We start from the raw sequence: 16,775 nt of genomic DNA, 5'->3' as shown, positions 1-16,775 counted from the left end.
GGATGACGGCGTGTCGAACTCCCTGCTTCCCGAGCCCGTGAGGCGCCTCGCCGCCTGGTGCGCCGTCGTCCTGCTCGTCACGGCCGTCCTGGCCCTCGTCGTCTGGCTGTGCACCGTCTTCCGGACGGTCGTCACGCCCGTGCTGCTCGCCGTGCTCGGCGCGGCCCTGCTCGGGCCGATGCACCGGCGGCTGGTCGGCATGAAGGTCAACCGCTCGCTCGCGGCGGCCCTGACCTGCCTCGCGGTGGTCGCCGTCGTCGGCGGGGCGTCGTACATCGTCGTCCTCGCTCTCATCGAGACCGGCGACCAGATCATCGACGCGCTCCGGCGGGCCGGCAAGAGCCTCGCGGAGCACTTCGGGGCGCTCGGCACCTCGGTCGAGGACATCGCGAAGAACTCGAAGGACCTGCTCACCAAGTTCGGCGGGACGGCCGCCTCGGGCGTGGTGGCCGGGCTCAGCGTGGTGGGCACCATGATCGCGACGGCCCTGCTGGCCCTCATCCTGATCTTCTTCTTCCTCCGCGACTCCGACCACGCGGTGGGAACGCTGCGCTCGATCGTCCCGAACCGCTCGGGCGACCTGATGGAGACCATGGGCCGGCGGGCGTTCGGGGCCGTCGAGGGCTTCATGCGCGGGACCACCTTCGTGGCGGCGGTGGACGCCGTGCTCATCGGCGCCGGCCTGCTCGTGCTCGACGTACCGGGCGCGGTGGGCCTGGCCGCGCTGGTGTTCGTCACCGCCTACATCCCCTACCTCGGCGCCATCCTCTCCGGCGCCGTGGCGGTCCTCGTCGCCCTCGCCGACCGGGGCTGGGTGATCGGCCTGTGGGTGCTGGGCCTGGTGCTCCTGGTCCAGATGATCGAGGGGTACGTCCTGCAGCCCATGGTGCAGAGCCGCACGGTGCAGATGCACCCGGCGGTGGTCATGCTGGCCATCACGGCCGGGGCGAGCGTCGCCGGAATCCTCGGGATGCTGCTCGCGGTACCGCTGGCGGCGGCCCTCTTCGGAGTGATCTCGGAACTCCGTGCCCGGTACGCCCAGCCGGAGCCGGATCCACAGCCGGGGCCGGAGCCGGAGCCCGGGCCCACGGCCTAGAGCGGGCGTTCTTCCTTCAGGACCCCGTAGACGACCGAGTCCCGCCGGCGCCCCCGTACGAGGACGTGCCCGCGGATGCGGCCCTCCTCGGTCATGCCCGCGGACAGCAGGGTCCTGGCCGAGGCCTCGTTCTCCGGGGCGCGGGCCGCCCAGACCCGGTGCAGGTCCAGGTCGTCGAAGGCGAGGTCGAGCAGGAGGCGGACGGTCTCGGTGCCGTGGCCGACGCCCCAGGCGTCGGGGCGCAGGGCGAAGCCCATGGTGGCGGCCCGATGCTGGTGGGGATCGAGGGCCAGGCGCGCGAAGCCGATCATCGGGCCTTCGCCGCCCTCGGTGACGGCCGGCGCGTACTCCTCGCGGGGCGCGGCGCCGGCCGAGGCGATCGAGCGGGCGACGATGCCGGCGCACTGCTCGCGGGTGCGCGGCTCGAAGGAGAGGTGCCTGGTCGCCTCGGCGCTGCCGTGGACGGCGTGGACGGCGTCCACGTCGGCGGGCCCCAACTCGCGCAGGGCGAGGCGGGATCGGCGGCGAGCGACCGGGTGCATGGGCAGGACCCCATGGAGGTCCGGCGGGCAGCAGCAAGGGCGCGGCCCCGGGGAAGGCCGCGCCCCGCCGGAGGCCCCGGCTCCCACGGGGGAGGGAGACGGGGCTGCTGAGGGGAGTCCCAGGTCCGGGAGCGCTACTCAGGAGCGCTGCTCAGGAGTGCTGCTCCGCCGACTTGGTCCGCTCCCGGGCGGTGGTGGGAATGGTGCCCAGCCGGCCGGCCTGGAAGTCGTCGAAGGCCTGCTGGAGCTCGTGCTTGTTGTTCATGACGAACGGCCCGTAGTGCGCCATCGGCTCCCGGATCGGACGCCCGCCGAGGATGACGACCTCCAGGTCCGGGGCATTGGAGTCCTGGGACTCGTCCGCCCGCACCGTGATCGAGCCGCCCTCGCCGAAGACGGCCGTGTGCCCGGTCCGGATGGGCCGGCGGTCCTCGCCGACCGAGCCGCGCCCGGCCATGACGTACGCGAGGGCGTTGAAGTCCTCGCGCCACGGGAGGGTGATCTGCGCGCCCGGGCTGACGGTCGCGTGGATCATCGTGATCGGGGTGTGGGTGATGCCAGGGCCCTGGTGGCCGTCGAGTTCACCGGCGATCACGCGGAGCAGGGAGCCGCCGTCAGGGGTGGTCAGCAGCTGGACCTGGCCGCCGCCGATGTCCTGGTAGCGCGGGGGCATCATCTTGTCGGAGGCCGGGAGGTTGACCCACAGCTGCAGGCCGTGGAAAAGCCCTCCGGACACGACGAGGGACTCCGGCGGGGCCTCGATGTGCAGCAGGCCCGAACCGGCGGTCATCCACTGGGTGTCACCGCCGTTGATGACTCCGCCGCCGCCGTTGCTGTCCTGGTGGACGAAGGTTCCGTCGATCAGGTACGTGACGGTCTCGAAGCCTCGGTGGGGGTGCCAGGGGGTGCCCTTGGGCTCGCCCGGCGCGTACTCCACCTCGCCCATCTGGTCCATCATGATGAACGGGTCGAGGTACTGGTAGTTGATCCCGGCGAACGCGCGGCGCACCGGGAATCCCTCGCCCTCGAACCCACCGGGGGCGGCGACGACGGCCAGCACCTTGCGCGCGACGGCGGCCTGCGGCTCGGCCACTCGCGGAAGGGTCAACGGGTTCTCAACAGTCACTGCGGGCATGGTCAGGACCTCCTTCTGCGTCGAGTTTAGTTGAAACTCGAACTTTCTGCCACACCCCTCTGAACAGAGCACACCGCGCGTCCATTCCCGGGGCAACCCGAGGCCCCGGGCAGACGTCCTCAGGAGCGACACGTACGGAGACAGACACACGCACACCGCAGGAGCCCGATCAGTGATCACCCCGACCGGCCAGACCGACGGCGCGCGGACGGGCGAGGAGGCGGAGGACGGCGCACAGACCGGCACCGCGCGCCCGAGACCGCTCGCCGCGCTCGTCGCGCTGGGCTGGTCCGCCGCCACCGCGGCCGGCCTGGTGGCCGCCGGCTACGCCGCCTACCACTGGGCGGCCACCGACCTCCCGCTGGATCCGCTGCCCGGCTCCCCCTGGCCCTACCTCGCCGTCTGGGGGGTGCTGTGCCTGGTCGGCGGCCTGCTGTTGCGCTGGGCGACCCGGTTCCAGGGCGTGGAGGGCAGCTACGCGGTCTTCGCCCTCGCCCTGGCGGGCACCCGCACCTCGCTGGCCCACCGCCCGGACCCCGCGCTCCTGTGGACGTACGGAGCCCTCGCGCTCGCGCTGGCCGCGGTGGGGGCGACCGTGTGGCGGCGCCGCAACCGGCCCTGAAACGGGCCACGCCCGCCCCGGCCGCGGTGCGCGGCGGGACGGGCGTGGCAGGAGCAGCGGCCGTGGGTGGTGCGACTAGCAGGGGTCGATGTAGTGGATCGGGCCCCAGTTGACCCCGCTGTACGCGACGGAATAGGCGCCCGGCGTGTAGGAGCTCGTCCCGTTGGACCACTGGAACCGCGCGCGCGTCCCCGCGGTCTGGTTGTTGATCCACGACCCGTTCGTCGTGGTCCACGGGACCCATCGCACGTCATTGCACTGCCACACCTTGATGGAGCGGCCGGTGTAGCCGGGCCCCTCGTAGGCACAGAAGTACTCGTACGGGCAGTCGGCGGCCGCCTGCGCGGCCCCCCTCGCCGCCGCCTGCGCGGGCGATGCCGCCAGGACCCCCGTGCCCAGCGCCATCACCCCCGTGGCCGCCACTGCCGCGAGCTTCGTGCGTAACGACGTACGTGACATCGCAATCTCCCCTGGTCGTCGAGCGGGTTCCCCGCACCACCGATACTCGGGAGCCTCCGCCACGGCCGCGATGGTTTCGGGTCTCGCCGAAACGTTCAGCCGCCGCTGTGCAGCAGGTCCACGCCCAGGCCCGTCGCCGAGTGGAGGACCGCCTTGCCGTCCCGCCGGGTGGTGATCAGGCCGGCCGCGCGCAGGGTGCGGGTGTGCTCCGAGACCGAGGGGAGGCTGATGTCGAGGTCCCGGGCCAGCTCCGAGGTGGTGCGCTGCTGGACCAGCAGCTGGAGCACCGCCGCCCTGGTGCGGCCCAGCAGCGCGTCCAGCGCGCCCTCCGCCGGGCCCGCGCCGATCAGCGGGAGCGGGGTCAGGGCCGGGTACATCAGCAGGTACGCCCCCGACGGGCCCTCCGGGCCCTCCGCGAGCAGCGGGCGCCCCGTCCAGAACGGCGAGGGCATCAGCACCAGCCCGCGCCCCGCGAGCCGGACCTCGTAGTCGGGTCGCACGCCGACCTCGAAGGCGCTCCCCGTCCAGCCGGCCCGCGGATGCGTACTGGCCAGGCACGCCTTGATGCCGTGGGCGGCCAGCAGCCGGGCGCGCCAGGCCACGTCCGCCTGGAAGGACTGCCGGATGCGCGGCCAGTGCGGGGCGACGAGCACCTCGTACGCGGCCCGTATCGCGCCGTCGAGCTGGTCCCACGCCTCGCGGTCCTGGCCCCACAGCGCGCGCAGCCAGGACGCGGAGCCGGGGGCCCGGGCCGCGGTGCGGCCCAGCTCCTCGGCGGTGAGCCGCGGGCCCGCCCCCCGTACGGCGGACAGGCCCTCCTCCAGCGTGCGCTCGTACGGCTCGACGAACTGCGGGTTGTCGCCGTCGGGCCGCAGCAGGTCCAGCAGCGGCCGCACCCGGGAACCCGGCAGCTCCCGGGCCGTCCGGCCCCGCCAGCGGCCGAAAACCGCCTGCTCGTCGGTGCGCTGGCAGGCGACCAGCGCCATGGCCAGCTCCACCAGTGGCAGCGGCTCGCTCGCGAAGGTGACGTTGAGCAGGTCCTCGGTGGTGAAGTGCACCCTCAGCAACGCGCCCCCCGTCAGGCGTCAGCCAGCCACCTACGCAGCAATGGCGTCTGGCCACCTGCGCAGCATTGGCGTCTGGCCACCTGCGCAGCAATGGCGTCTAGCCATACATGCGACGCATCGCGAAGTCGACCATCTGCTCGACCGCCTTCGCGTCGAAGACCATCCGGTGGTCGCCCTCCATGTCGAGGACGAAGCCGTACCCGGTCGGGAGCAGGTCGATCACCTCGGCGCCCGTGATCACGAAGTACTTGGACTCCTTGCCGGCGTACCGGCGCAGTTCCTTGAGCGTGGTGAACATGGGGATGACCGGCTGCTGCGTGTTGTGCAGCGCCAGGAACCCGGGGGTCTCGCCGCGCGGGCAGTAGACCTTCGAGGAGGCGAAGACCTGCTGGAAGTCCTCCGCGGACAGGGATCCGGTGGTGAAGGCCCGTACCGCGTCCGCGAGCGACGGCGGCGAGGGCTCGGGGTACAGCGGCGGCTGCTGCTGCGCGTAGCCCTGCTGGGGCTGCGCGTACTGCTGCTGCCCCGCGCTCACGTTCTGGTCGTAGCCGTACATGGGCCGAAGCCTACCGAGACGGGCGACCGCCGGGACGTCGAGTTCCGGTCAGCGGGAGTCGAGGGCGGCGGCGCCGGGTGCCCGGGCGGTTTCGGGGACCCGGGGGACGGGCTATTGCGGGGCGCCGGCGGTGGGGCGGGGAAGCTTGTGGTCCGGCTCGGGTTCGGTGACCAACGGGTTGTCCAGGACGAACCAGAGGACGAGGGCCGCAAGGACGGCGGTGACCGCGGCGCCGGCTTTCAGGTAGGTCCGCATGCGAGGGGCTCCTCGGGAAGGGGAAAGGGCACGGGGGGCGTGCCTGCGCCCCCGACCGTAGTGCGCGGCCGCGGCGCCGGAGGGCGCACTACGGTCGCCGAGAGAGTCGTCACAGTCCGGGCGGTAGGGGTTGCGCCTTATTACCGGCGGGTAGCATCATTACGTTACCGATTGGTATGTACGAGGAACCTGTCTCCCCGAGCCTTAACGGAGCCGTCGCCATGGGGCACTACAAGTCGAATCTCCGCGACATCGAGTTCAACCTCTTCGAGGTGCTCGGCCGCGACAAGCTGTACGGCACCGGTCCGTTCGAGGAGATGGACTCCGAGACCGCCAAGGACGTCCTGTCCGAGATAGCCCGTCTCGCCGAGAACGAGCTGGCCGAGTCCTTCGCGGACGCCGACCGCAACCCGCCCGTCTTCGACCCGGAGACCAACACCGCGCCCGTCCCGGCGTCCTTCAAGAAGAGCTACAAGGCCTTCATGGACTCCGAGTACTGGCGCATGGGCATCCCCGAGGAGATCGGCGGCACCGTCTCCCCGCGCTCCCTCGTCTGGGCCTACGCGGAGCTCCTGCTCGGCTCGAACCCGGCCATCTGGATGTACTCCTCCGGCCCGGCGTTCGCCGGCGTCCTCCACGACGAGGGCAACGAGGCGCAGAAGAAGATCGCGCAGATCGCCGTCGAGAAGCGCTGGGGCTCCACCATGGTCCTCACCGAGCCGGACGCCGGCTCGGACGTCGGCGCCGGCCGCACCAAGGCGGTCCTGCAGGAGGACGGCTCCTGGCACATCGAGGGCGTGAAGCGCTTCATCACGTCCGGCGAGCACGACATGGAGGAGAACATCCTCCACTACGTCCTCGCGCGCCCCGAGGGCCACGGCCCCGGGACGAAGGGGCTCTCGCTCTTCCTCGTGCCCAAGTTCCACTTCGACTGGGAGACCGGCGAGCTGGGCGAGCGCAACGGCGTCTACGCGACGAACGTCGAGCACAAGATGGGCCTCAAGGCCTCCAACACGTGCGAGATGACCTTCGGCGACCAGCACCCCGCCAAGGGCTGGCTGATCGGTGACAAGCACGACGGCATCCGCCAGATGTTCATGATCATCGAGTTCGCCCGCATGATGGTCGGCACGAAGGCCATCGCGACGCTCTCGACGGGCTACCTGAACGCGCTGGAGTACGCCAAGGAGCGCGTGCAGGGCCCGGACCTGGCCAACTTCATGGACAAGACCGCGCCCAAGGTCACCATCACGCACCACCCCGACGTGCGCCGCTCGCTCATGACGCAGAAGGCGTACGCCGAGGGCATGCGCGCCCTCGTGCTGTACACCGCCTCCGTCCAGGACGACATCCAGGTCAAGCAGGCCGCCGGCGAGGACGCCTCCGCCCTGATCGGCCTCAACGACCTGCTCCTGCCGATCGTGAAGGGCTACGGCTCGGAGAAGTCCTACGAGCAGCTCGCCCAGTCCCTGCAGACCTTCGGTGGCTCCGGCTACCTGCAGGAGTACCCGATCGAGCAGTACATCCGCGACGCCAAGATCGACACCCTCTACGAGGGCACCACCGCGATCCAGGGCCAGGACTTCTTCTTCCGGAAGATCGTCCGCGACCAGGGCGCCGCCCTGAACGTCCTCTCCGAGACGATCAAGAAGTTCCTGGCCGAGGGCGTCGGCGGCGAGGAGCTGGCCCCGGCCCGCGACGCGCTCGCCAAGGCCGCCGTGGACCTGGAGGCCATCGTCGGCCAGATGATCGTCGACCTCACCGCCACCGGCGAGGACGTCAAGAACATCTACAAGGTCGGCCAGAACACCACCCGCCTGCTGATGGCGTCCGGTGACGTCGTCGTCGGTTACCTGCTCCTCAAGGGCGCGGCCGTGGCCGCCGAGAAGCTGGCCGGCGCCGCCGCCAAGGACGTGCCGTTCTACACCGGCAAGATCGCCGCCGCGAAGTTCTTCGCGGCCCAGGTCCTGCCCGGCGTCTCCGTCCAGCGCGCGCTGGCCGAGGCCGTCGACAACACGCTGATGGACCTCGACGAGGCCGCCTTCTAGGCTGCGCCGCCTCGCCGATCCCGCAGTACGCGGTCTACGCACGCCCGACGGCCGGGCCTCCGCACGGAGGCCCGGCCGTCGCCGCGTCCGGAGCCTCGTCCACAGCCCTGTACTGCGGCTTTACCCGATGTCGGTCGTTCATGGGACGCTCGTACGCATGAGTCCACAGGATCAGCACGGCAGCAGCAGGGGGTACTCCGTCCCCACCGGGCGGCCGTACGCCCTCAAGGAGCTGCAGGCGAGCCTGGGCAGCCTCGGCGACCACCTGCGCGAGCTCTACGACGGCGCCCACCCCGCCGAGTACGACGGCATCGCCGACGCCCTCTACGTGGCCTTCCAGACCGCCGCCGGCCTGGCCCCCGCCCGCAGCTACACCGGCTGCCCCGAGCACCCCAACGGCGCCCTGGACCCCGAGGCCCCCGAGGGCTGGGGCCGCTGCCTCATCTGCAACGACCGGCGCCGCCTCGGGCAGCGCCTGCAGGGCGCCCGCCCGGCCGCCGCGGCGGCCGGCGAGCAGCGCCGCCTCGGCTACCCCGTGCCCGAGGGCCCGTACACCCTCGATCTGCTGCGCTCGTACCTGCGCACCGTCGAGGACCAGCGCTTCCACCTGGGCCTGTCCTCGCCCCCCGACGCGTTCGTGCGCATCGCGGACGACCTGCACCGCGCCTTCATGGTCGCCCGCGAGCTGTCCCGCCCCCGCAACGCCTCGGGCTGCTCCGAACACCCCGGAGCACCCATCGACCCCGACGCTCCCCCCGGCGAGGCCTGTATCTTCTGCGCCGGACGCAAGAGACGCGCGCAGCGCTCCGCGCAGACCCCGGAGATGCTCCCGCGCATCCGCCGGGGCGAGCGCAGACAGCTGCAGCGCCGCTTCGAGCGCCCGCCGGGCTGAGAGGTCCCGAGCCCGCAGATCACCCGCCCGCGGACCCGGCCTCCCGGCCATCCGCCGCAGTCCGGCCATGGCGTACACGACCGTCGTTAAGGTGAACCACATGAGCTCTCCCGCCCGCTTCGACCGCGGCCACACCGACGACCTGATGACCTTCCTGACGGCCAGTCCGTCGCCGTACCACGCCGTGGCCAACGCGGCCGAGCGGCTGGAGAAGGCAGGCTTCAGGCAGTTGTCGGAAACGGACGCCTGGGACGCGGGCACCGGGGGCAAGTTCGTGCTCCGCGGCGGCGCGCTCATCGCCTGGTACGTCCCGGAGGGCGCGGCCGCGCACACCCCGTTCCGGATCATCGGCGCGCACACCGACTCCCCCAACCTGCGGGTCAAGCCGCTGCCGGACACGGGCTCCCAGGGCTGGCGGCAGATCGCCGTCGAGATCTACGGCGGCACCCTCCTCAACACCTGGCTCGACCGCGACCTCGGCCTGGCCGGGCGGCTGACCCTGCGCGACGGTTCCGAGCGCCTGGTCAACGTGGACCGCGCGCTGCTGCGCGTGCCCCAACTCGCCGTGCACCTGGACCGGTCGGTGAACAGCGACGGGCTCAAGCTCGACAAGCAGCGCCACATGCAGCCGATCTGGGGCCTCGGCGAGGTCCAGGAGGGCGACCTGATCGCCTTCCTGGAAGAGGAAGAGGGCCTGCCGCAGGGCTCGGTGGCCGGCTGGGACCTGATGGTCCACTCGATCGAGCCGCCCGCCTACCTGGGCCGCGACCGCGAGCTGCTGGCCGGCCCGCGCATGGACAACCTGCTGTCGGTGCACGCGGGCGTCGCGGCGCTGGCGGCGGTCTCCGCCGCGGGCAAGCTGGACCACATCCCGGTGCTGGCCGCCTTCGACCACGAGGAGAACGGCTCGCAGTCCGACACGGGCGCGGACGGGCCGCTCCTCGGCAACGTGCTGGAACGTTCAGTCTTCTCGCGCGGAGGGACGTACGAGGACCGCGCCCGCGCCTTCGCCGGCACCATCTGTCTGTCCTCGGACACCGGCCACGCGGTGCACCCCAACTACTCGGAGCGGCACGACCCCTCGCACCACCCGCGCGCCAACGGCGGGCCGATCCTGAAGGTGAACGTCAACCAGCGGTACGCGACGGACGGCAGCGGGCGCGCGGTGTTCGCGAGCGCCTGCGAGCGGGCCGGCGTGCCGTGGCAGACGTTCGTCTCCAACAACTCGATGCCGTGCGGCACGACGATCGGCCCGATCACGGCCGCCCGGCACGGCATCCAGACCGTGGACATCGGCGTCGCGATCCTCTCGATGCACAGCGCCCGCGAACTGTGCGGCGCGGACGACCCGTACCTCCTCGCCAACGCCCTGGTGGCGTTCCTGGAGGGCTAGTCATGCCGGGCCGCCCCGCGTCCGTCGACCCCGCGTCCGGCGACCTCGCATCCGGTGACCCCGCGCGTCCGCGTCCCGCCCTCACCGCGGACCTCACCGGCGCCGAACTGCTCCGCTGGTACTGGACCCTTGCGGAGCTGACCGGGCTGGCCCGCTCCATGGGAGTACCGGCCGGCGGCGGCAAGGCGGCGCTCACCGGCCGTCTCGCCGACGCGCTCGACGGCCGGCCGCTGCCGCCGCCCGCCCCGGCCGCCCGCCGGCGCACGGGCGGCGGCGGGCAACTGGCGGCGCCGGTCCACGGCGACACGGTGATCCCCGAGGGGCAGCGGTGCAGCCAGGTGCTCCGCGCGTGGTTCCGCGAGGAACTGGGACCGTCGTTCCACTTCGACGCGTTCATGCGGACGTACATCGCCGAGAACGCGGGCCGCACCCTGGCGGACGCGGCCCGGCACTGGCGGGAAACCCGGGCGGAGGCGGCCCGCCCGCAGGAGATCGGCACCCAGTTCGAACTGAACCGCTTCCTGCGGGACTGGCACACCACCCACCCGGCGGGCAGCCGCACCGACGCCCTGGCCTCCTGGCGGGCCCATCGGGCGCGGCCGCGGTCCTAACCCGGCTGCGCGTCCTCATCCATCCCGGCGAGGACGAGCGGCAGCCGGCCGGCCCCGTCCGCGGTGACGCGGACGGGCACGCCCCAGTCCTGCTGGTGGACGTGGCAGGCCGGGTACTCGTTCTCAGGGTCGTCGTCGCAGGACGCGGCCATCGCGGAGACGTGCAGCACGCCCTCGGTGACGGCCGGGTTCAGCGCGAGCTCCCGGAACAGATCGGTCCCGGCGCCCTCGCCGCCCGCGAGCAGTTCCGGCGGGGTCGAGGAGACCAGCAGCCGTGTCGAGGGCCCGTAGCGGGTGTCCAGCTTCTGGCCGCTCGGGGCCTGGAAGACCACGTCGAGCCGGAGCGTGCCGGGGGCCACCTCGGTGGCGGCCCGCTGCGTGCGGTGGGCGACCGCGTCCACCCGTACGGCCTCCTCGGGGAGCCGCAGCCGGGTCAGCCGGTGCCGGGCGGACTCCACGACGACGATGTCCTCGCCGACCAGCACGGCGTCGGCGGCCTCGCGCAGATCGGTGGCGAGGGTGGACACCTGCCCGGTCGCCGGGTCGAACCGCCGCAGCGCGTGGTTGTAGGTGTCGCACACCGCGACCGAGCCGTCGGGCAGGGCGGTCACCCCGAGCGGGTGCTGGAGCAGGGCCTGGCCGGCGTCCCCGTCGCGGTGCCCGAAGTCGAACAGACCGGTGCCGACGGCCGACTTGATGACGTAGCCGGCGTCGGTGGCCTCGACGTACCGCAGGGCACTGGTCTCGGAGTCGGCGATCCACAGCCGGTCCCCGGCGGCGGCGAGCCCGGACGGCTGGGCGAACCAGGCCTCGGCGACGGGCCCGTCGTGCAGCCCCTCGTTGGTGGTGCCGGCCGCGACCTCGACGGTCCCTTCCGCCGGGTCCCAGGTCCACAGCTGGTGCACGCCCGCCATGGCGATCCACACCTTGCCCTGCCACCAGGCCACGTCCCAGGGCGAGGACAGGTCGACTTCGAGGGCCGGCCCGGAGGTCGGCGAGCCCTGCCACCACTGCCGCCCGGTCCCGGCGACGGTCTCGACGGCCCCGCTCTCCAGGTCGAGGACGCGCAGCGCGTGGTTGACGGTGTCCGCGACCACGACCCGCCCTCCCCCAGACTCCGTCCGGGAGGTGCCCCCAGGCAGCAGCGCGAGCCCCTGCGGCTCGCTGAAGCTGTCCGCGGTGAACCCGCGCGACCCGCTGCCGATGCGCCGTACGACGCTCTCCCCGTCGGCGGCCAGCTCGACGAGCTGGTGCCGCGTCGAGTCCGAGACCAGGAAGTTCCCGCTCGGCAGCAGCAACGCCTTCCCGGGGAACCGCAGGTCGCTCGCTACCGGCTCGGGCGCCACGTACGGCCCGTCCCCGCGCCGCAGCGTCCCCTTGGCCTCGTGCTCGGCCTCCAGCTCCTCCACCAGCCGCGCGATGGCGTGCGCGTGCCCCTCACCGGCGTGCTGGGCGACGATGTACCCCTCGGGGTCGATCACGACGAGCGTGGGCCAGGCGCGGACGGCGTACTGCTTCCAGGTGGCGAGCTCGGGATCGTCGAGCACGGGGTGGTGCACCTCGTACCGCTCGACGGCATCGACGACGGCGGCGTGCTCGGCCTCGTGCACGAACTTCGGCGAGTGCACCCCGATGATCACGAGGGTGTCGCGGTGCTTCTCCTCCAGCTCGCGGAGCTCGTCGAGGACGTGCAGGCAGTTGATGCAGCAGAACGTCCAAAAATCGAGAATCACGCACTTGCCTCGCAGCTCGGCGAGGGTGAGTTCCTTCCCACCGGTGTTCAGCCAGCCCCCCTTGCCGATCAGCTCGGGGGCGCGGAGGCGGGCACGGCGGGGCGCGGGCGCGGGGGTGTGCGCCGGGGCTGCATCGTTCATGGTTCAAGCTTGCCACTCGCGCACATGTGCACTCGCCGGGGTGACGACGGGCGGCGGACGGTCGTAAGCGCCTGGCCGCAGGCAGCGAACCTCGACGCCAGCGGGCTCCGGATCGTGTCACCCGGTAGCGTGCTTGCACGTGACAGCCACCACGCCGCCGCCGAGCGGGCGCATATTCGAGGCGCTGAGCGCCACCGCCGTCCGGAGCACCGCCGAGTTGAGCGGGTTGTACGAGGAGCCGAGCGAGCTCGTGCGGCGGAAGGCCGTGGATCGGATCCACGACGTCTCCCGCGCGGTCATCGGGCGGTCCTCGCTGGTGTTCGTCGCCAGTGCCGGCGCCGACGGGACCTGCGACGTGACCCCGCGCGGCGGGCCGCCCGGGTTCGTGGCCGTGCTGGACGAGTTCACCCTGGCCATCCCGGACGCCACCGGCAACAAGCGGCTCGACAGCAGCCGCAACATCGTGGAGACCGGCCGGGCCGGGCTGATCTTCGTCATCCCCGGCCGGGCCACCACCCTGCGGGTGAACGGGCGGGCCTGCATCTCCGCCGACCCGGGTCTGTTGGAGCAGCTGACGCCGGTCGGCAAGCCGCCGCGCAGCGCGATCGTCGTGGAGGTCGAAGAGGCCTACCAGCACTGCCCGAAGGCGTTCCTGCGCGGCAACGCCTGGAAGCCCGAGCAGTGGCTCGCCGAGGACGCCGTCCCGAGCTCCGCCGAGGTCACCCTCTCCCACCTCGCCCTGCCCGGCCTGACCATCGAGGGCATCCGGCAGAGCGAGCGCGATTCGCTGCTCCACCGCTACGAGTGACTAGTCGAAGAGGGCCGAGAGGCGGGGCAGGCGGGCGGCCGTTTCCTCCGTGTCGTCGAAGTCGAAGTCCCAGGAGGGGTCCAGGGGCGGGTAGCTGATCGTGAAGGAGTCGGCGGGCAGTTCATTGCCCGTGGCGGACTCGTAGGCCGTCCAGGCGATCGAGAGGGCGTCCTCGTCCCACAGTTCCAGGCCCTCCGCCGCGGCCTCGCGGACCCCGGGGTGGGCGGAGAGTGAGTCCGGGTCGGCCAGGGCCGCCTCGAAGGCCGCCTGCCCCTGCGTGAGGAGCCAGCCGCGGAAGTAGTCGAACCCGTCGTCCGAGCAGCCGCCGTTGATCACGTAGGCCGCGGCCCAGAGCGGGGCGCGGTACGACTCCGACAGCAGGTCCCACAGCACCTGCTGGGCCTCGACTATCTCCGCCTCCGGGAGCTCGGCGAGGAGCTGCGCGGCGCGGTCCGCCACCTCGTCCGCCGCCGTGTCCGCCTCCGCGCGGGCCGATTCGATCAGCTTCCAGAACGTCTGCTTGTCCATGGGCAAAGCGTGGCAGCCGGGTCTGACATCAGGTCGTGGTGGAGCCGAGGAAGGAGTGCAGGGATCTGGTGAGCGCCGCGACGAAGGAGTCCTGGACCTCGGGCGGGAGCAGGTCCAGGGAGAGGTACGGGTTCAGGTCCTCCAGCTCGACGAGGAGGAGCTCGCCCGACGGGGCCCGGCAGGCGTCCACGCGCTGGATGCCGTGGCCGAGGGTGTTCCAGCCGACGAAGGCGCGGGCGAACTCCAGGTCCGCCGCGGTGGGTTCGTAGGGGACGAGCTCCCAGCGGCGGGCCGGGTCGGGGGCGTACAGGGCGTACTGGAAGGCGTCGTCGACGAAGTAGAAGGACACCTCGTACGCGAAGTCGATGCGCGGCTGGATGAGGATCTCCCCCGCCGGGCCCGTCGGGTTCGCGGTGAAGGTGAGGCCGATGGAGTCCGCGCCCTGCTTGGGCTTGACCGCGTACGAGGGGACGCGGGGCAGCTCGGACAGCCGGGCCGGGTCGTCGACGGTCGGGATGACCGGGTAGCCGGCGACGGTGAGGTCGAGGAGGTACTGCTTGCCCGCCATGTCGCCGCGGCCGGTGAGCGGGTTGTAGACGCGGGTCCCGGCGGCGAGGGCGGCCGCGCGGAAGGAGTCGTAGGCCTGCTGGTAGTGCAGGACGGGGCCGCTGTTGCGGACGACCACCGCGTCGAAGCCCAGGGGTGCGAGCGCCTCCGCGTCGGCCGGGTGGCACAGGGCGAGCTCGAAGCCGGCGGCCCGCAGCCGGGACGTGAGGAATATGTCCTCGTCGCAGTAGCGGCGGCCGCGCGCCGGGTACGCCAGGTCGGTCACGTAGAGGAGAGGCATGGCGGCAACCTATCGCGGGCACGGATCAGCGCATGAAATACCTCGTACGGGACAAAATGCTGGCCATCGGGGACGACTATTGGATCGCGGACGAGGACGGGCGCCACGCCTTCCTCGTCGACGGCAAGGCGCTGCGCTTCCGGGACACCCTGGAGCTGAAGGATCCGGACGGGCGGATCCTGATCACGCTGCGGGAGAAGATGGTCGGCTTCCGGGACTCGATGACCCTGGAGCGGGACGGCCGGCGGCTCGCGCTGGTCCGGCGCAAGCGGTGGTCGCTGCTGCGCAACCACTTCCTCGTCACCCTCGTCGAGGGCACGGAGCTCGACGTCAGCGGGCGGATCCTGGACCGGGAGTTCAAGGTCGAGTACGACGGGGAGCTGCTCGCGCTGATCTCCCGGCAGTGGTACCGGATCCGCGAGACCTACGCGGTGGACGTGGTCCGGGAGGACGCGGACGCGGCGCTGCTGGTCGCGGTGGCGGTGTGCGTGATCCGGATGGCGGAGAAGGAGCGGGAGGGGGCCTGATCCGCGATCTTCTGCTTGATCTCGATGGTGCCAGCGCAGCCCTGCAGCGCGGCGATCAGGTTGAGGCAGAGCACGATCCAGGAGACCACCCTGAGGACGGGGGCCGGCGACCCGTTCCGATGGAGCCAGCTGGGCAGCGCGCCCAGGGCCCCGACCGCTGCGACGCCCATCATGGCGTACGCCAGCCAGAGCACGTTGTCCTGGAACGCCGCGGTACCGACCCGGTACGCCGCCACCAAGAGCAGTACGCAGACGCCCAGCCGGACGGCGTGCCGGACGCGCACCCGCAGCGGCGGGGGCGGCGGCGCCCAGACGGGGGACGGGATGTGCATCGGCGCGGGCTGGGCGGCCATAGGGACGGGGGCGAAGGCGGGGCCCGGGACGGGGGCAGGAGCGGAGGCCGGGACAGGGGCAGGGGCAGGGGCAGGGGCAGGGGCAGGAGCGGAGGCGGGGACAGGGGCGGGGCCCGGGGCGGCCACGGGCGCCATCACCGCCGCCCGCAGGGCCGCACGCATGTCCGCCGCGTCGCGGTAGCGCCCCTCCGGCAGCTTCGCCAGTGCGCGGGCCACCAACGCCTCCAGCCCCGGCAAGCCCTGCACCCCGTACGAGGCGAGCGTCGGCGGCGGGTCCTTCAGGTGCTGGACGGCGATCGCGAGCGCCTCGGCCCCCTCGAAGGGGCGTCGTCCCGTCAGCATCTCGAAGAGCAGCACGCCGACCGCGTAGAGGTCCGAGCGCCCGTCGAGGTCCGGTGAGGCGCGGATCTGCTCCGGGGACATGTAGTGCGGGGTGCCGATCGCCATCCCCCCGGTGGCCGTCAGAGCGGTCGCCGCGCCGGCGACGGCCCGGACGATCCCGAAGTCGGCGACCTTCGTGATCCCGCCCTCGGCCAGCAGCACGTTCCCCGGCTTGATGTCGCGGTGCACGAGCCCCTTCCCGTGGCTGACCGCGAGCGCGGACAGGATCTGGTCGACGACGTGCACGGCGGCCGGCACCGGGAGCGCGCCGCCCGTACGGAGCTGGTGCGCGAGCGAGGGGCCCGTGACCAGCTCCATCACGAAGTACGGCACCGGCGGCCCGTCCGGGCGCGGCTCCTCGCCGGTGTCGTGCACGGCGACCACGTTCGGGTGGCCGAGCGCGGCCATCGCCCTTGCCTCGCGCCGGAACCGTTCCGGGGCGCCCTCGTCGAGGGCGAGCCCGGGCAGCATCGTCTTGATGGCCACCGAGCGCGCGAGGCTGAGGTCGTAGGCCTGGTAGACCTGCGCCATTCCACCGCTGCCGAGCAACCGGTCGATGCGGTACCGGCCCCCGGCCAAGGTCACACCCTGCGCGAACACGTCCCCCATACGACTGATCGTAGAAGCAACTCGGCGACGGAAGAAGGGCGTTGATGGCCGACGGGCACGCTGCCCGCCGGTCCGGACGGGGCCGGGTGTGCGGTGGGGCGTCCCCGCAGGGCGTCGAACACAACCACCCTCGGCCCACCGACCCCCCGACACGTTCGACGTCCGAGGAGAC

18 protein-coding genes are annotated in these 16,775 nt (G+C 72.4%); 8 read left to right on the top strand and 10 right to left on the bottom strand.

Going from position 1 to position 16,775, the window contains the following annotated elements:
* The first annotated feature begins 10 nt into the window (after positions 1-10).
* On the top strand, positions 11-1,096 hold the full coding sequence (locus OG625_RS19915) for an AI-2E family transporter (RefSeq protein WP_329382689.1): 1,086 nt from the start codon (positions 11-13) through the stop codon (positions 1,094-1,096).
* On the opposite strand, the gene OG625_RS19910 is transcribed toward OG625_RS19915, so the two are convergent.
* Positions 1,093-1,638 carry a GNAT family N-acetyltransferase gene (locus tag OG625_RS19910; protein WP_329382686.1) on the bottom strand — a complete coding sequence of 182 codons (546 nt, stop codon included), beginning with the start codon at positions 1,636-1,638 and terminating at the stop codon, positions 1,093-1,095. The two genes, OG625_RS19915 and OG625_RS19910, sit on opposite strands and share 4 nt — an antisense overlap.
* A gap of 151 nt (positions 1,639-1,789) precedes the next feature.
* Complete coding sequence (locus OG625_RS19905; protein ID WP_329382682.1) at positions 1,790-2,773, bottom strand: pirin family protein; 984 nt, start codon at positions 2,771-2,773, stop codon at positions 1,790-1,792.
* Between the two features lie 172 nt (positions 2,774-2,945).
* Between OG625_RS19905 and OG625_RS19900 the strand changes: the two genes are divergently transcribed.
* Complete coding sequence (locus tag OG625_RS19900; RefSeq protein WP_329382679.1) at positions 2,946-3,395, top strand: hypothetical protein; 450 nt, start codon at positions 2,946-2,948, stop codon at positions 3,393-3,395.
* A gap of 75 nt (positions 3,396-3,470) precedes the next feature.
* Here the strand turns inward: OG625_RS19900 and OG625_RS19895 are convergent, their stop codons facing one another.
* The 4 genes from OG625_RS19895 to OG625_RS19880 all read right to left on the bottom strand — a co-directional run bounded on the left by OG625_RS19895 (position 3,471) and on the right by OG625_RS19880 (position 5,732).
* Entirely contained in the window at positions 3,471-3,854 is a 384-nt protein-coding gene (locus OG625_RS19895) for a peptidase inhibitor family I36 protein (RefSeq protein ID WP_329382677.1), read from the bottom strand.
* A gap of 95 nt (positions 3,855-3,949) precedes the next feature.
* Positions 3,950-4,912, bottom strand: coding sequence for a winged helix-turn-helix domain-containing protein (locus tag OG625_RS19890; protein ID WP_329382674.1), 963 nt, complete (start codon positions 4,910-4,912; stop codon positions 3,950-3,952).
* A 106-nt stretch (positions 4,913-5,018) separates the two neighbouring features.
* Positions 5,019-5,477, bottom strand: coding sequence for an SseB family protein (locus tag OG625_RS19885; protein ID WP_329382671.1), 459 nt, complete (start codon positions 5,475-5,477; stop codon positions 5,019-5,021).
* Between the two features lie 111 nt (positions 5,478-5,588).
* Positions 5,589-5,732 (bottom strand): hypothetical protein, encoded by a 144-nt coding sequence (locus OG625_RS19880; RefSeq protein ID WP_329382668.1) that lies wholly within the window; start codon positions 5,730-5,732, stop codon positions 5,589-5,591.
* Between the two features lie 221 nt (positions 5,733-5,953).
* Between OG625_RS19880 and OG625_RS19875 the strand changes: the two genes are divergently transcribed.
* The 4 genes from OG625_RS19875 (at position 5,954) to OG625_RS19860 (ending at position 10,676) form a co-directional block, all read left to right on the top strand.
* Positions 5,954-7,780: an acyl-CoA dehydrogenase gene (locus OG625_RS19875; protein WP_329390793.1), complete on the top strand. Its 1,827-nt coding sequence runs from the start codon at positions 5,954-5,956 to the stop codon at positions 7,778-7,780.
* Positions 7,781-7,937: 157 nt separating this feature from the next.
* Positions 7,938-8,672 carry a hypothetical protein gene (locus OG625_RS19870; protein ID WP_329382665.1) on the top strand — a complete coding sequence of 245 codons (735 nt, stop codon included), beginning with the start codon at positions 7,938-7,940 and terminating at the stop codon, positions 8,670-8,672.
* 100 nt (positions 8,673-8,772) lie between these two features.
* Complete coding sequence (locus tag OG625_RS19865; protein ID WP_329382663.1) at positions 8,773-10,065, top strand: M18 family aminopeptidase; 1,293 nt, start codon at positions 8,773-8,775, stop codon at positions 10,063-10,065.
* A 2-nt stretch (positions 10,066-10,067) separates the two neighbouring features.
* A complete protein-coding gene (locus OG625_RS19860) occupies positions 10,068-10,676 on the top strand; it encodes a DUF6434 domain-containing protein (RefSeq protein WP_329382660.1) in 609 nt (202 codons plus the stop codon).
* On the opposite strand, the gene OG625_RS19855 is transcribed toward OG625_RS19860, so the two are convergent.
* A complete protein-coding gene (locus OG625_RS19855; RefSeq protein WP_329382657.1) occupies positions 10,673-12,550 on the bottom strand; it encodes an NHL domain-containing thioredoxin family protein in 1,878 nt (625 codons plus the stop codon). The two genes, OG625_RS19860 and OG625_RS19855, sit on opposite strands and share 4 nt — an antisense overlap.
* Before the next feature lie 139 nt (positions 12,551-12,689).
* Here OG625_RS19855 and OG625_RS19850 point away from each other — a divergent pair, with 139 nt between their 5' ends.
* Positions 12,690-13,358 carry an MSMEG_1061 family FMN-dependent PPOX-type flavoprotein gene (locus tag OG625_RS19850; RefSeq protein WP_329382654.1) on the top strand — a complete coding sequence of 223 codons (669 nt, stop codon included), beginning with the start codon at positions 12,690-12,692 and terminating at the stop codon, positions 13,356-13,358.
* On the opposite strand, the gene OG625_RS19845 is transcribed toward OG625_RS19850, so the two are convergent.
* Both OG625_RS19845 and OG625_RS19840 read right to left on the bottom strand, forming a co-directional pair.
* Positions 13,359-13,886, bottom strand: coding sequence for a DUF4240 domain-containing protein (locus OG625_RS19845; RefSeq protein ID WP_329382651.1), 528 nt, complete (start codon positions 13,884-13,886; stop codon positions 13,359-13,361). It abuts the gene before it with no gap.
* Between the two features lie 28 nt (positions 13,887-13,914).
* Complete coding sequence (locus tag OG625_RS19840) at positions 13,915-14,733, bottom strand: hypothetical protein (protein WP_329382649.1); 819 nt, start codon at positions 14,731-14,733, stop codon at positions 13,915-13,917.
* A gap of 32 nt (positions 14,734-14,765) precedes the next feature.
* Here OG625_RS19840 and OG625_RS19835 point away from each other — a divergent pair, with 32 nt between their 5' ends.
* Positions 14,766-15,260, top strand: a complete 495-nt coding sequence (locus tag OG625_RS19835) for an LURP-one-related/scramblase family protein (protein ID WP_329382647.1) — start codon at positions 14,766-14,768, stop codon at positions 15,258-15,260.
* On the opposite strand, the gene OG625_RS19830 is transcribed toward OG625_RS19835, so the two are convergent.
* On the bottom strand, positions 15,158-16,603 hold the full coding sequence (locus OG625_RS19830; RefSeq protein WP_329382645.1) for a protein kinase domain-containing protein: 1,446 nt from the start codon (positions 16,601-16,603) through the stop codon (positions 15,158-15,160). The genes OG625_RS19835 and OG625_RS19830 overlap by 103 nt on opposite strands.
* Positions 16,604-16,775: the final 172 nt, after the last annotated feature.

It is taken from the genome of Streptomyces sp. NBC_01351 (assembly GCF_036237315.1).
Lineage (GTDB): Bacteria > Actinomycetota > Actinomycetes > Streptomycetales > Streptomycetaceae > Streptomyces.
The sequence above is the reverse complement of the archived record's forward strand: the minus strand, read 5'-3'. Positions and strand labels throughout refer to the sequence as shown.